This is a genomic window from Comamonas sp. CMM03 (assembly GCF_019218715.1).
GTDB classification, from domain to species: Bacteria; Pseudomonadota; Gammaproteobacteria; order Burkholderiales; family Burkholderiaceae_C; genus Comamonas; species Comamonas terrigena.
This window is the reverse complement of sequence record NZ_JAHUXB010000001.1, coordinates 196,560-213,123: the sequence shown is the minus strand read 5'-3', so window position 1 is coordinate 213,123 and position 16,564 is coordinate 196,560. Positions and strand designations below refer to the sequence as shown.

1 protein-coding gene is annotated in these 16,564 nt (G+C 66.1%); it reads right to left on the bottom strand.

Translation table 11 applies throughout. The features are described from left to right. Positions 1 to 40 precede the first annotated feature (40 nt). Entirely contained in the window at positions 41 to 16,528 is a 16,488-nt protein-coding gene (locus KW830_RS00915) for an autotransporter-associated beta strand repeat-containing protein (RefSeq protein WP_255578022.1), read from the bottom strand. Between the last annotated feature and the right edge of the window lie 36 nt (positions 16,529 to 16,564).

Sequence of the window (16,564 nt, the reverse complement as noted above, 5' to 3'; positions counted from 1 at the left end):
CGCGGCTGCAGGGGATTTTGAGCGGAGGTGTGGGCAGGACTCAGAACGACCAGCGCACGCGCACCTGGGCGGAGTGGTCGCGGTTGCCGCTGCCGAATTCCCCCTTGTAGCCCAGCACCAGCGAGGTGCTGCGGTTCAGCGCCATCTCGGCCTCCAGGGCCATCACGGCCGTGTTGCGGGCCAGCGGCACGCCGGTCACCGTGAAGTTCTGGCCGCCGGCAAAGGACATGGTGGTCTGGTTGCTCACGTCGCCAAACGCATGGCGCCAGCCCAGCGTGGCACGCAAACGCCCTTCGCTGCTGCCCCAGGCAAAGCCGCTGTGCAGGCGGATACCCAGGATGCTGCTGCTGAAGTTTTCGCTGCTGCGCTGGCCGTGCAGTGCGGCAAAGCCCCCGGTTTCCTGGAAGCCGCGCGTGCGCTGGTGGGCCAGGCTGATGCCGGCAAAGGGCTCTATCCCCACCTCGCCGTATTCGCCCAGGGCATAACCGACTTCGGCAAACAGCTGGGTGGTGCTGCCGCTGTAGTCGGACTTGAGGGTTTGGCCCAGCGCTGCCACCTGGCGTTCGGAGTCGATGTCGTGCCAGGTATAGGACAGCCCGGCCATCACATTCAGCCGGCCGCTATCCATTTCATAGCTCTTGCCGCCGTATACAGCCAGGCTGTAGTTGTCCGTGGTGGCTTTGGAGCTGCGGTGCGACACCCTGGCATTGGCACGGGTGTAACCCACGGCCGCCCCCAGGCGCCAGCCGTTGCTGCCCACTTCGGTATCGGCCCCGGCGAACACCCCACCGATGTCCTGCTTCAGCCCTGCGGTGTCGCTGTTGCCCGAGAAGGTCTGCCATTGGCCCACCACCTCGGCCCAGGCCGGGTGGGTGGGCATGCAGGACCATGCCGACCCGGATGCCGATGCCTCTGCCGACACAGGCCGCTGCCGGTCACACTGGCCGGAGGTGGACGCACCCGAACGCGGGCTGGCGCTGAGGTTGTCGTGCAGCCGCTGCATGGTGGATGCGCCGAACATCCGGGCGCCCACCCCCATGCTGGCCTGGATGGAGGCATGGCTTTCGCCGGACAGGCTGTTGAACACCTGGGGCGGCGCACCGTTGGGCAAGCGCTCCACAAAGCTGTACAGCGCGTTGCCGGCCCCCAGGCTTTCCACCCCGTTGGCGACTGCGGCCTGGTTGCGCGTGGTGGCCAGATCGGCAAACCCGATCACCGAGCCGTCGCTGTTGGTCTTGCGTTGCATGAGCAGGTTCACATCGGTGGTGCTGTACTGCAACGTGGGCGACACAAAGGCGAAGTTGGACGAGACATTGCCGAAACTGCCGTTCAGCTGACCAGCACTCAGGATGGTGTAGGTCTTGCCCACCTCGAATGCCGGCTGCGACCCCAGGCCCACCGTGCTCCCGCCCAGGGTGGCGCTGCCGGCCACCTGCAGGCTGGTGCTGGCCGTGCTGCCCGCCGTGGCCTGCACCTGGTAGGTGGAGCCCTGCTGCAGCACCAGATCGCCGCCGATGGTCAGCGTGCCGCTGGCGTTGGACGCACCACCGGGGGCGATGGTGCCACCGCTTTGCACCGTGGTCACCGTGCCCGGCGCGCCCACGCTGCCGCGGCCTGCCAAGGTGGCCCCCTGCGCCACCGTCACCGTACCGCCCAGCTTGGCCATGGCGTCCAGTGCCAGGGTCCCGCTGCGTACCGTGGTTGTCCCCGAGAAGGCACTGCTGTCACCGCCCAGGGTCAGCGTGGCGGTACCGGTCTTTTCCAGGCTGCCACTGCCGATGATGGTTGGCGCCAGTGTTGCATCGGCGTTTTGCACCAGTGTCAGTGCGGCGTTGTTGACAACGGTGCCTGTACCCAGCGCACCGGCAGAGGCCGTCACCTGGCCCGCGTTGATGGTGGTGCCGCCGCTGTAGCTGTTGCTGCCGCCCAATGTCAGGGTGCCCGTTCCGTCCTTGGTCAGCCCGCCGGCACCGCCAATGCTGCCGTTCAGCGCCAGGTCGTGCGAGCCTGCCACTTGCAGCATGCCGTCCAGCACCACGGCATTGGAGACCGCCAGATTGGTGCTGGTGTCCAGCGTGGTGCCTGCGGCCGCCCGCAGCACACCGCTGCCCAGCGCCGTGCTGCTGCCCAGGATCAGCCCACCGGCTTGCAGCGAGGTTTCCCCGGCGTAGCTGTTGTTGCCGTTCAGGGTCAGGGTGGCGGCGCCCTGCTTGGTCAAGCCGCCGGGGCCCGTTACATCGCCGTTCAGGGTCAGCGCATGCGAGCCCGCCAAGGTCAGCCCCCCGGTCAGCGTCACGGCGTTGCCCAGGCTCATGTCGCTGAGGTTGTCCAGCGTGGCCCCCTGCGCTGCGGTCAGCCTGCCGCTGCCCAGCGCCCTGGCCGAGCCCAGCATCAGCGTGCCGGCATTCAGCGCCACCCCGCCCTGGTAGACGTTGTTGCCATTCAGCGTCAGCGCGGCGTTGCCGTTCTTCACCAGGCTGCCGCTGCCGCTGATGGTTCCGTCCAGCACCAGGTCGTGACTGCCCCCGACCGTCAAGGCGCCATTGAGCGTCACCGCATTGGACAGGCTGACCTCCGTACTACCGCCCAGCGGATTGGCGTCCAGCGTGGTGCCATTGGCCGCCGTCAGCGTGCCGGTGCCCAGCGCTGCATCATTGCCGACCACCAGCGTGCCGCCGTTCAGCGCCGTGCCACCGGTATAGCCATTGGCGCCGTTGAGTACCAGGGTGCCGGTGTCCAGCTTGGTCAACGTGCCCGTGCCGTTGATGGCGACGTTCAGGGTAGCGGTGCTGCCGCTGTCGACCCGTACATTGGTGGTGCCGGCCGTCAGCAGTTCACCGTTGACACCGCCGCTGAGCACATAGCCGTCGCCGACAAACTGCATGCCGGTGATGGTCTGCGCGCCATTGACGGTGACCGTGCCCGCAGCACCCTGGAAGACAGCGAAGGTGTCATTCCAAGCCTGGTTCGCGCTGCCAGCGGCATTGGTCCAGTTGGTGTTGGAGACATCCCAGACACCATAGCCGCCTTCGATGCTGCCGTTGCCGACGATCTGCCCGCCATCCCAGAACAGCACGTTGCTGGCGCCGCCCACCACCAGGTTGACCTGGTGGTTGATGGCGGTCTGCAGCTGTGCATCGCTCAGCGGCACGCTGCTGGGCAACGAGTTGATCACCAGACCGGTGTCGGTCAACGTGCCACCATAGTCAAACAGGCGGTACACCCCTGCCCCGAAGCCCCCCGCATCGGTCACGTTGAGCTGGCCGCCCAAGGTCAGGTTCCCTGCCACGCTGACCAGCGAAGGCTGGCCTGGCAGCGCCACGCCCAGGGCTGCGTTGATGGTGGAGTTCGGATCCAGCACCAGCGATCCAACGTTAAGGGTATTGCCCCCGGTCAGCACCAGCGTTCCTCCGTTGTTCACGGTCAGGGCCCCCGTGATGTCCCCGCTACCGCCCAGGCTGGCTCCGGTGCCCACCGTGACCGTGCTGCTGGTGAGCTGGCCATTGACTATCAGGCTGCCGCCACTGACGGTAGTTGCGCCGCTGTGGGTGCTGGCGCCAGCCAGGGTCAGGGTGCCGGCTCCGATCTTGTCCAGGGTGCCTGTACCGCCCAGCGCACCGGCAAAATTGCCACCGCCTACGCTCAGGGTGGTGCCTGTGTCAATTTCCACATCGCCGCTGCCGACCAGTTGGGCCAGGGTGATGCTGCCCCCCAGGTTGAGGGTGGCACCACTGCTCAGATTGATCTCCGATAGAGTGCCCAGGACGGTGCTCGTCACCGTGGACAAGGTCCCGGAGAAGATGTTGAAGATGCCCGTGAAGTTGTGGTTGTTGCCGCTGAGGGTCAGCTCCGCCAGCCCGTTCTTGTTGAGGGTACCAGCGCCGCTGAGAGTGCCGGACAAGGTCAGGTCGTTGTTGCCGGCGACGGACAGCACACCGCTGACATCGATATTGTTGGCCAGCGCCATGGGGTTAGTCACGTCCAGCTGCGAGGAGCCAGTGACACTCAGGGCACCGGTACCCAGGGCGCCGGCATTGCCCAGCGTCAGATTGCCGCTGTTGAGCACGACACCACCTCCGAAGGTGTTGGCGTTCATCAGCGACAGCCGTGCCGTACCGTTCTGGACCAGACCGCCCGCACCATCGATCACGCCGTTGAGGGCCAGGTCGTAGTTGCCGTCCAGATTCAGTGTCGAAGACAGCTGCAGGTTGTTGTTCAAGGACAGCGCGCTGCTGGTGTCCAGCGACGACGGGTTGCTGACGGTGAACGTGCCGCTGCCCAGCGCGCTGCTATTGCCCAGCCGCAGCGTGCCGCCCTGCAGATCCAGGCCACCAGTAAAACTGTTGACGCCGTTCAGGGCCAGGGTGTTGCTGCCTTGCTTGACCAGGCTGCCGGCGCCATTGACCTGGCCATTGAGCGTCAGGTCGTTGCTGCCGAGCAGGGTCAGTTCACCCGCCAGGTTGACGGTGTTGGCCACGGTGATGGCTGCACTGCTGTCCAGTTGCGTGCCATCGACCGCGTTGAGGGCACCCAGGCCCAGCGCCGTGTCGTTGCCCAGCACCAGGGTGCCGGCATTCAGGGCCAGCGGGCCGCCAAAGGTGTTGGCGCCATTGAGGGTCAGCACGCTAGTGCCATTTTTCGTCAGACCGCCCGTGCCGCTGACCACGCCATTCAAGGTCAGGTCGTAGCTGCCGGGCAGGCTCAGGGTACCGGTCACACCGATATCGTTGGCAAGGACCACGGCCTGGTTGCTGTCCAAGGTGGTGCCGTCGGCGGCGGTCAGGCTGCCAGTGCCCAGGGCACTGTCGCTGCCCAGCACGATGGTGCCACCGCTCAGAATGGTACCCCCCGTGTAGCCGTTGTCGCCGTTCAACACCAGGGTGCCCGTATCCAGCTTGTTCAGGGTGCCGGTGCCGTTGACATCCAGGTCCAGGGTGGCGGTCACGCCCGGGTCGACCCGCACGGCAAAGTCGCCGCCATTGCGGTTGACCGCGTTCAGCGCATCGCCGGTCAGCACATAGCCGTCGGTGATGAACTGCATGCCGTTGACCGTCTGGGTGCCGTCAACCGTGATCGTACCGGCCGCGCCTTGGAACACCGCAAACTGGCTTGACCATGTACCGTTTGCCGTACCGTTGAGATCGGTCCAGTTGGCGTTGGAGGAGCTCCACGTGCCGCTACCGCCTTCGACGTTGCCGTTTTGCAGGGGTCCGCTGCCATCCCAAAACTGGATGTCTTGACCGGGCGATGCCACGAGCAGGTTGATCTGGCCGGGGGTGACCGTCTGGATCTGCAGGTCAGCATTGGTCACCGCACCGGGCAAGTTGCCAAAGTCCAAGGTGTTGTTCACCAGCCCGCTGGTGTAGTCAAACAGGCGGTAGACGCCGTTGCCGAAGCCCCCCGCATCGGTGATGTTGAGGGTCCCGTCCAGGGTCAGGCTGCCATTGACCTTGAACAGCGCCGTATTGCCGGTGACCAGCGAGCCCAGGGCCACATTCACATTGGCGTTCGGCATCAGTACCAGATCGTTGGTAAAGGTCAGCGTGCTGCCGCTGGTGCCGGCCAGATGACCACCGGGGTTGATGATGGTTGTGCCTCCAATCGTACCGAGATGGGTGCCGATATTGTTACCTGTCAGGGTCGCGCCGTTGTTGACGGTCACTCCGCCGCTGTTGAACGCGCCGGTGACATTCAAGGTGCCAGCGTTGACCTGGGTGGAGCCAGCAATGGTGCTGATTCCGCTCAGTTCCAGTACACCGCCGCCGACCTTGGTCAATGAACCGTCTCCGCTGAACATGCCGGCGAATAGACTGTTGGCATTGCTGCTACCCACCGACAGCGCGCTGCCGATGCCAATATTGGTCTGGCCGCTGCCGCTCAAGGCGCCAATACTGGTGTTGCCATTGATGTTCAAGGTGGTGCCGCTGCCAAGGTTCACCGCCACCGGTGTGCCCAGGGCCGTATCGTTCAACGAGGTGACACTGCCGCTCTGGATATCCCAGGTTCCGCTGAAGCTGCTGTTGCCCGACAGAATCAGCTCGTCGCCACCGGCCTTGATCAGGTTGCCGCTGCCGCTCAATTGACCGGTGTACGCCAGCGTGGAAGGGGTGCTGATGGTCAAGTCTCCGTTGACCACGATGGCGTTGCCCACGATCGAGGCTGTGCTGAGCAAGATTGCGCTGCCGTTGGCGGTCAAGGCGCCGGAGCCCAGAGCGCTGCTGCTGTTGATCGCCAGGGTGCCGCCGCTCAGTGTCGTACCGCCAGTCCAGGTGCTGTTGTTGCCGCTCAGGGTCAGCGTGCCGGTGCCGGACTTGATCAACTGGCCGCTGCCACTGATCACGCCGCTCAGGCCCAGGTTATTGGCGCCGTTGACACTGAGGTTGGCGTTGAGGCCAATGTTGTTGCCCAGCACCACGGCACCGTTGCCGCTGTTGAGGGTGGAAGCACCGTTGACCTGCAATGCGCCGGACCCCAGTGCACCACTCTGCCCGGCGACCAAGGTGCCGGCGTTCAGCACGGTACCGCCGGTATAGGTGTTGGTGCCGCTGAGGGTCAGCACGGTGCTACCGTTCTTGGTCAGCGTTCCGGCGCCGTCGATAGTGCCGGCCAGAGTCAGGTTGGAGCTGCCCGCCAGCGTCAACCCACCAAGCAGGTGCAGGTTGTTGCCCACAGTCAGGGCAAGGCTGTTGTCGAGCACGGTGTTGTTGCCAGCGGTGAGGTCACCGCTGCCCAGCGCGCCGGTGCTGGCCAGGACCAGTTTCCCTGCACTGAGAGTGGCACCTCCGCTGTAGCTGTTGGTGCCGCTCAAGGTCAGGGTGGCCGCACCGTTCTTGGTCAGGCTGCCAGCACCATCGATGTCGCCGTGCAGCACCAGGTCCTGTGCACCGGCCAGGGTCAGGCTGCCGGTCAGGGTGAGGGCGTTGTTCAGGGCAAGCGTCGTGGTGTTGTCCAGCGTACCATTGGCGGCGGTCAGTTTGCCGCTGCCCAGCGCGGTGGCCGAGCCGATGGCCAGCGTGCCGGCGTTCAGTTGGGTACCACCCAGGTAGGTGTTGTTGCCGTTGAGGGTCAGGGTGCCGCTGCCGTTCTTGACCAGCCCACCGCTGCCGCTGACAACCCCATTCAGGCCCAGGTTATGGGTGCCGAGCACGGTCAGGTTGGCGCCCAGGGTGATGTTGTTGGCAGTGGTGATGGCAGCGCTGCTGCCCAGACTGGACGCTCCAGTGACATTCAGCGCGCCACTGCCCAGGGCAGTGGCGTTGCCCAGCACCAAGGTACCGGCAGCCAGGGTGGTACCGCCCAGGTATGTGTTGCCGGCGCTGAGGGTCAGCGTGCCAGCACCGGTCTTCAGCAGGCTGCCGCTGCCGCCGACCACACCGTACAGTGTGATGTTGTTGCCGCCATTGACGGTCAGCCCTGCCCCCAGATTGACTGCATTGGCCAGGGTCAAGCCGGTGCTGCCAGCCAGGGTGGACGCAGCACCCACATTCAGCGCACCCAGGCCCAGGGCCAGGCTGTTGCCCAAGGTCAGGGTACCGCCATTGAGGTTGGTGTTCCCCTGGTATCCATTGGCGCTGTTGAGCGTGAGGTTGCTGCTGCCATTCTTGGTCAGGCCACCGATTCCGTTGACCGCACCGTCAAGGGTCAGGTCGTTGCTGCCGGTGAGGTTGAGGTTGCCGGTCAGGTTGATGGCATTGGCCAATGTGGTGGCCGTCAGGGTGTCCAGCGTGGTAGCGCCAGCGGCGTTCAAGGCGCCCCCCCCTCCCAGCGCGGCACTGCCGCCCAGCACCAGGGTGCCTGCGTTGAGTGCCGTATCGCCGGTGTAGCCGTTGCTGCCAGAGAGCGTCAGAACCCCGGCCCCGTTCTTGATCAGCCCCCCCACACCGTTGACCTGGCCGGTCAGGGTCAGGTTGTTGCTGCCCCCGATGACCAGACCGCCCAGCAGGTTGACATCGTTGCCCAGGGTCACGGCGGTATTGCTATCCAGCGTAGTGTCGACCGCTGCAGTCAACAGGCCGGATCCCAGCGCCGTGTTGCTGCCAACCACCAGGGAGCCAGCCGCCAGGGTCGTGCCGCCTTGGTAGGTGTTGGCATTGTTCAGCACCAGGGTGCCGCTGCCGGTCTTGTTCAGGCCCCCGGAGCCGTCGATGGTGCCGTTGAGGTTCATGCTGGCATCGACGGGCAGGCTCAGGTTGGCGCCGAGGTGGATGGCATTGGCCAATGCCAGTGGGCTGGCGCCGCCGAGGCTGGATGCACCGGTGACGTTCAGGGCGCCGCTGCCCAGGGCGCCGCCGTTGCCGATGACCAGGCCGCCAGCGGCCAGAGTGGTGCCACCGGCATAGGCGTTGACACCATTCAGTGTCAGGTTGCTGGCGCCATTCTTGACCAGCGCTCCGGCGCCGCTGATGCCGCCGTTGAGGATGAGGTTGTTGCTGCCCGGTAGGGTCAAGGTTGCGCCCAGGTCGATCTGGTTGCCCAGGGTCAGCGGGGCGCTACCGTCCAGGGTGCCGTTGCCCGCCACGTGCAGGGTCCCGCTGCCCAGCGACTGGGCGTTGCCCAGCACCAGGCCACCCGCATTCAAGGTGGTGCCGCCCTGGTAGCCGTTGGCAGCGCCCAAGGTGAGGATGCCGCTGCCGTTCTTGACCAGGCTGCCAATGCCGTTGATGGCACCGCCAAGGGTCAGCGCGTTGCTGCCGGCGATGTTCAGCACACCCAACAGGTTCACGCTGTTGGCCAGGCTGATGGCGGTGCTGCTGTCGAGGGTGGTGTTGTTGGCTGCGGTCAGCGCACCGCTGCCCAGGGCGGTGTTGCTGCCCACCACCAGGGAGCCGCCGCTGAGGGTGGTGCCGCCGCTGTAGTTGTTGCTCCCGTTGAGCACCAGGGTGCCAGTGTCGGCCTTGTTCAGCAGGCCGGTGCCGGTCAGCCCGAGGTTGAGGGTGGCGGTCGCGCCCGGGTCGACACGGAAGGTGGCGCTGCCGCTGTCGCTGTTGACCAGGTTCAGCACGCCGGCCGTACCGCTGTTCAGCACATAGCCGTCGGTGACAAACTGCAGGCCGGTGACGGTCTGGGTGCCGTCGATCGTGACGTTGCCCGCCGTACCCTGGAACACCGCGAAGTAGCTGCTCCAGTCACGGTTGCCGGTGCCGTTGACGGTGGTCCAGTTGGTGTTCAGGGCATTCCAGGTCCCGGTGCCGCCCTGGATTGCGTTGTCGCTGGTCTGCTGGCTGCCGTCCCAGAATAGCACGCTGCCGTTGGCGCCCCCCACCAGCAGATTGACCTGGTTGGATATGGCGACCTGTACCTCGAGGTCGCCGGGCAACACGCCGCTGGGCAGGGTGCCGATGACCAGGCCGTTGTCGATCAGCACGCCGGTGTAGTCGATCACCCGGTAGATACCCGCGCCGAAGCCGCCGATGTCGCTGACGTTGAGCTTGCCGTCCAGGGTCAGGTTGCCGCCCACGGTGATCAGCGCATTGCCGCCGGTGGCGGGCGAGCCCAGGCCCAGATCGAGGTTGGAATTGCTGCTCAGCACCAGGGAGCCGAGACCCAGGTTGGCGCCGCTGTTGACTGCAAGGTGGCCGCCGTCGGCCACGCTGACCGCACCGGCAACCTGGCCACTGCCGGTCAAGGTGGCGCCGCTATTGACCTGCACCACCGGGCTGGCCAGCGATCCGCTGACGTTCAGCACACCGCCATTGACCTGGGTGCTGCCGGTATAGACATTGATCCCGGCCAGCTCCAGGCTGCCGCTGCCGAGCTTGATCAGACCCGCATCGCCTGCCACGGCACCGCTGAACACGCCGCTGAGATTGCCCGTGCCGACGCTGAGGTTGGCACCGCTGCCGAGGTGGATGGCACCACTGCCACCCAGGCTGCCCACACTGCTGCTGGCGCCCAGGTTGAGGCTGGCGCCAGCGCCGACATTCACCAGCGGCGTGTTGCCAAGCGCCCCTGCGCCCACGGTGGTCACGCTGCCGCTGAGGATGTTCAGCGCACCGCTGAAGCTGTTGCTGCCGCTCAGCGTCAGATCGGCCAGGCCGGTCTTGACCAGACCGCCGGTGCCGCTGATGGTGCCGCCAAGGCTGAGGTCGTTGCTGCCGGCCACGGTCAGGTCGGCGCCCAGGGCAATGGCGTTGCCTAGGTTGAGCGGCGCGCTGTTGTCCAGTGTCGCTGCCCCCGTGACGCTGAGGGTGCCGGCGCCCAGGGCCTCGGCGTTGCCCAGGGTCAGGGTCCCGGCGGCCAGGCTTGTGCCGCCCAGGTAGGTGTTGACGCCATTCAACGTCAGGCTGCCGGCACCGGCCTTGACCAGGCCGGCACCGCCATCGATGACGCCGTTGAGTGTCAGGTCGCTGTGGCCCACCAGGGTCAGGTTGGCCCCCAGGGTGATGGCGTTGCTGAGGGCAAAGGCCGAGGTGGTGTCCAGGTTGGCCGCACCGCTCACATTGAGTCGCAGCAAGCCGCTGCCCAGCGCGGAGGCATTGCCCAGGGTCAGGGTCCCGGCGGCCAAGGTAGTGCCACCGGCATAGGTGTTGGTGCCAGTCAGCGTCAGGTTGCCCGAGCCGGTCTTGATCAGGCTGCCGCTGCCGCCGATGACGCCGCTCAGGGTCTGGTCGACGCTGCCGCCGACAGTCAGGGCCGCATTCAGGTTGATCTGGTTGGCGAGGTTGATCACCGCGCTGCTGGCCACGGTGGCGGCGCCATTGACGTTCAGTGCACCGCTGCCCAACGACAGGCTGTTGCCCAGCGACAGGGTGCCCCCCAGCAGGGTGGTGTCGCCTTGGTAGGTGTTGGCCGCATTCAGGCTGAGGGTCGCCCCGCCCTGCTTGACCAGGCCACCGGTGCCGCTGACCACGCCATGGAGCCCCAGGTTAGCGCTGCCCCCAATGGTGGTGGTGCCATCCAGGTGGACCAGATTGTTGATGGCCACGGCGGTAGTGGCATCCAGGGTGGTGCCTGCCGCGGTGTTCAGGGTGCCCAGGCCCAGGGCGGTGCTGCTGCCCAGCTTGAGGATGCCTGCATCGAGGTTGGTGTTGCCCTGGTAGCTGTTGGTGCCGGACAGGGTCAGGGTGGTGCCGCCGGACTTGGTCAGGCCGCCGCTGCCGTTGATGCTGCCGGTCAGCGTCAGGTCATTGCTGCCCAGCACATTCAGGTTGCCGGCCAGGGCGATGGCGTTGGCGACGCTCAGCGTCTTGTTGGCATCCAGCGCGCCACCGGTGACGGTCAGGGCTGCGCTGCCCAGGGCCGTGTTCGAGCCCAGCACCAGGTTACCACTGGCCAGAGTAGTGCCGCCAGAGTAGGTATTGGCCGCGTTCAGGATCAGGCTGCCGGTACCGGACTTGGTCAGCCCGGCGCTGCCGTCGATCACACCGTTGAGGGTGAGGTTGGCGCTGCCCGGCAGGGTCAGGCCGGCGTTCAGATGGATGGCGTTGGCCAGCGCCTGGGCGTCGGCGCTGGTAAGGTTGGCGGCACCGGCAACCGTCAAGTCGCCCGTGCCCAGGGCCAGGCCGTTGCCCACGGTCAGGGTGCCGCTGTTCAGCGTGGTACCGCCCTGGAAGGTGTTGGCGCCACTGAGCGTCAGGTTGGCGGCGCCGTTCTTGACCAGACTGCCCGTGCCGCTGACCACGCCCGACAAGGTCAGGTCGGAAGACCCTCCTACCGTGACCGCACCGTTGAGGGTGACGGCGTTGCCCACCGCCAGCGCCGAGCTGGCGTCCACGGTGGTGCCAGCTGCCGCCGTCAGAGCGCCCTGCCCCAGCGCGGAAGCATTGCCCAGCACCAGGCGACCGGCGTTGAGCATGGTATCGCCCAGGTAGCTGTTGGCGCCGCTGAGCAGCAGGTCGGCGGTGCCGTTCTTGGTCAGACCACCGTTGCCGTCGATGGCGCCGGTCAGGCCCAGGTTGTTGCTGCCGCCAATGGTCAGTCCGGCATTCAGATGGATCTGGTTGCCGAGGTTGAGCGCCGCACTGCTGTCCAGCGTGGCCGCGCCGTTGACGCTCAGTGCGCCGCTGCCCAAAGCCAGCGCATTGCCCACCACCAGGGTGCCGGTGTTGAGCACGGAGCCGCCGGTGAAATTGTTGGCGCCGTTGAGGGCCAGGGTGGCGGTACCGTTCTTGGTCAGGCTGCCCGCACCGCTGACCACGCCGTTGAGACTGAGGTTGGCACTGCCGCCCACGGTGGTGCTGCCGCCAAGGATGACCAGATTGCTCAGCGCCACAGCGGTGCTGGCATCCAGGGTGGTGCCTGCAGCGGTATGGAGGGCACCCAGACCCAGCGCGGTGTTGCTGCCGACCACCAGGGTGCCGGCAGTGAGGTTGGTGTTGCCCAGGTAGGCGTTGTTGCCACTCAGGGTCAGGCTGCTGGCCCCGGCCTTGGTCAGGCCGCCGCTGCCGGTGATGTTGCCGCCCAGGGTCAGGGCATTGCTGCCGGCCAGGTTCAGGGTGCCGGTCACGCTGATGGCATTGCCTACGCTCAGACCTGCGGTGTTGGTATCCAGCGTGGTGCCATTGGCCGTACTCAGCGTCCCGATTCCCAGCGCGGTGACGTTGCCCAGCACCAGGCGACCGGCGTTGAGCAAGGTGCCGCCCTGGTAGTTGTTGGCGCTGCTGAGTGTCAGGTCGGCGACGCCGTTCTTGGTCAGGCCACCGCTGCCACTGATGACACCAGTCAACCCCAGACTGTTGCTGCCGCCGATGGCCAGGTTGCCGCCGCTGCCCAGGCTGACGGCGTTGCCCAGACTCACCGCCGTGGTTGCGTCCAGGGTGGTGCCTGCCACGGTGGTCAGTGTGCCGCTGCCCAGGGCCAGGGCATTGCCCACCAGCAGAGTGCCAGCGCTGAGCGTGGTGCCGCCGCCGTAGGTGTTGGCGCCGCTGAGAGTCAGGGTTGCAGCCCCGCTCTTGGTCAGGCTGCCCGTGCCACTGACCACGCCATTGAGACTGAGGTTGGCGCTGCCACCCACGGTGGTGCTACCGCCGAGGGTGACCAGGTTGGCCAGTACCACGGTGGTGCTGGCGTCCAGCGTGGTGCCCGTTGCAGTACTCAGGGCACCCAGACCCAGTGCGGTGTTGCTGCCGACCACCAGGGTACCGGCATTGAGGTTGACGCCGCCCTGGAAGTTGCTACTGGCTCCGGCAAGGGTCAGGGTGGTGCTGCCGTTCTTGCTCAGTCCACCGCTGCCGGTGATGTTGCCGCCCAGGGTCAGATCATTGCTGCCAGCCAGGTTCAGGGTGCCGGACACGCTGATGGCGTTGCCGACATTAAGGCCTGCGGTGTTGGTATCCAGCGTGGTGCCGTTGGCCGTGCTCAGGGTGCCGGTCCCCAGCGCATTGGCATGGCCCAGGCTCAGGCTGCCAGCGCTCAGCACAGTGCCGCCGCTGTAGCTGTTGTTGCCGCTCAGCAGCAAGGAGCCTGCACCGGACTTGGTCAGGCCGGCGGCGCCGTCGATCACGCCACTGAGGGTGAGGTGGGCGCTGCCAGGCAGGGTCAGGCCTGCGTTCAAATAAATCGCGTTGGCCAATGTCTGGGCACCGGTACTGGCGAGGTTGGCGGTGCCGGCGACGGTCAGGTCACCTGTTCCCAGGGCCAGGGCATTGCCAACGGTCAGAGTACCGCTGTTCAGCGTGGTCCCGCCCTGGTAGGTATTGGCGCCGCTGAGTGTCAGGTTGGCTGCGCCGCTCTTGGTCAGGCTGCCCGTGCCACCGACCACGCCGCTGAGGCCGAGGTTGGCACTGCCACCGATACTGAGGTTTCCAGCCAAGTTGACAGCGTTGCCCAGCGTCACTGCAGTATTGGCATCCAGCGTGGTGCCTGCAGCGGTATGGAGGGCACCCAGACCCAGCGCGGTGTTGCTGCCTACCACCAGGGTGCCGGCATTGAGGTTGGTGTTGCCCAGGTAGGTGTTGTTGCCGGTCAGGGTCAGGCTGGCGCTGCCGGCCTTGGTCAGGCCACCGCTGCCGGAGATACTTCCGCCCAGGGTCAGGGCATTGCTGCCGGTCAGGTTCAGGGTGCCGGTGAGGCTGATGGCGTTGCCAACGCTCAGGCCTGCTGTGTTGGTATCCAGCGTGGTGCCGTTGGCGGTGCTCAAGGTGCCCGTTCCCAGCGCACTGGCGTTGCCCAGTACCAGGCGACCGGCGTTGAGCAAGGTGCCGCCCAGGTAGTTGCTGGCGCCGCTGAGTGTCAGGTCGGCAGTGCCGTTCTTGGCCAGGCCGCCGCTGCCGCTGATGATGCCGCCCAGGGTCAGGGCATTGCTGCCGGCCAGGTTCAGGGTGCCGGTGACGCTGAGGGCGTTGCCAACGTTCAGACCTGCGACGGAAGTATCCAGCGTGGTGCCGCCCGCCGTGCTTAGCGTACCGGTGCCCAATGCGTTGGCATGGCCCAGGCTCAGGGTGCCAGCGCTCAGCACGGTGCCGCCGCTGTAGCTGTTGTTCCCATTCAGCGACAGGGTGCCCGCACCGGACTTGGCCAGGCTGCCGAGCCCGTCGATGGTGCCGGTGAGGCCAAGGCTGCCGCTGACGGGTGTGGTCAGTGCACCGCCCGCGTTGAGGTGGATGGCATTGCCCAAGGTCATCGCGCTGGGGCCCACCAGGCTGGCGGTACCGCCGACCGTGAGAGCACCGACGCTCAGCGCCCCCGCATTCGCGAGGGTCAGGGTACCGTTGTTCAGGGTGGTGCCGCCCGTGTAGTTGTTGGCACCGCTGAGGGTCAAGTTGGCTGTGCCGTTCTTGACCAGACTGCCGGCGCCGGTGACCACCCCTGACAGAGTGAGGTCGGACGTGCCGCCGATGTTCACCGCGCCATTGACGGTCACGCCATTGGTGATGCTGACCGCGGTGCTGGCGTCCAGGGTGCTGCCGTCTGCTGCCGTCAGCGTGCCGGACCCCAGCGCTCCGTTACTGCCAAGCACCAGCCGGCCGGCGTTGAGCTGGGTGCCACCGCTGTAGTTGTTGGCACCGCTGAGGGTCAGGCTGCTGGCTCCGGCCTTGGTGAGGCTGCCTGCGCCGCTGACTACACCGCTGAGGCCCAGGTTATTGCTGCCACCAATGGTCAGGTTGCCGCCCAGGGTGACGGCGTTGCCCAGGGTCACCGCCGCAGAGGCATCCAGGGTGGTGCCGGCTGCGGCATTGAGGATGCTCCCTGCCGCACCCAGCGCAGTGTTGCTGCCAACCACCAGGGTGCCGGCATTGAGGTTGGTATTGCCCGTGTAGGCGTTGTTGCCGCTCAGGGTCAGGCTGCTGGCGCCGGCCTTGGTCAGGCCACCGCCGCCGGTAATGTTGCCGCCCAGGGTCAGCGCATTGCTGCCGGTCAGGTTCAGGGTGCCGGCCACGCTGATGGCGTTGCTGACGCTCAGACCTGCTGTATTGGTATCCAGCGTGGTGCCGGCTGCTGCGTTGAGGATGCTCGTTGCCGCACCCAGCGCGGTGTTGCTGCCAACCACCAGCGTGCCCGTGGTGAGATTGGTGCCACCCTGGTAGCTGTTGTTGCCGCTCAGGATCAAGTTGCCGGCACCGGACTTGGTCAGGCCGCCGCTGCCGGTGATGTTGCCGCTCAGCGTCAGGGCATTGGCGCCGCTCACGGTCAGCCCACCGGAGCCGAGGTTGACCGCATTGCTCAGGGCCAGGCTTGTTGCGCTTGCCTGCAGGGTCCCGCCATTGCCGGTGATCTGCCCAGTGCCCATACCCAGGGCGTTGTCGAAGGACAGGATGCCGCCGTTCAGCGTGGTGGTGGTGGTACCGGTCAGCACTGGCCCCGAAAGAGTCCAGGTACCGCTGTTGACGGTCAGATTGCTGAAGTTGACGTAGGTGGTGTTGGAGATGGTGCCGGTACCCGTGGTGCCGGAGCCGGTACCACTGGCAGCGTTCTGCAAGACAAGGTTGTTGGCTGCGCCCGTACCGCCATCGACGGTGCCCGTAGCGGCAAAGGAGAGCTGCGGGAAGAGCGTGACCGACAGCACGGAGCCCACGCCCGTGCTCTTCAACACCTGGGAACTGGTGACTGCCGTGAAGGTATTGGCCACCGTGCTGTTGCCCATGTGCAGGCTGCCGGTCAGGGTGCCGGCGTTGATGAACTTGTTGCCCAGTGACGACCCCTGGAACGCGATACGCCCGGTAATGCTGCCTGTGGCGGCATTGGTGAAGGTGGTCGGGCTGCCACCACGCACGGAGATCACCGGGATATCGGCTTGCGCAATCGATACGCCGAGAAGTGCGGTAGACCCGATGATTCCGCTGTTGGTGATGACATTGGTTCCGCCTGCGCCGTTAGACACATCCAGGGCCAGACCGGTCAAATTTGCCAGCGGCAAGCCCAAGGCAAGGGTGGATGTGCCCTTGAGCGTTCCTGCGTTGTTGACGACCAGCGAGCCGTTGGTGCCGCTGCCGAGTTGCACCCCCGAGGTCAACAAGCCCAGCCCCAGGAGCAGGGTCGGGTCCACCGTCCCGTTGTTGATGAACGTGGTGTTGACGCCTGTCAGGTTCACCGCATACGGCGTGAGGAGAACAGGTTTGACTTCCGCACCAGCGCCAACGGTGACCGTCATATTGTTGATCGGCGAATCGATGCCGACCACCGCAAG

Excerpts from the sequence above, each read along its gene's own strand:
- KW830_RS00915 (WP_255578022.1), bottom strand. The coding sequence starts at position 16,528 with ATGACGGTCACCGTTGGCGCTGGTGCGGAAGTCAAACCTGTTCTCCTC.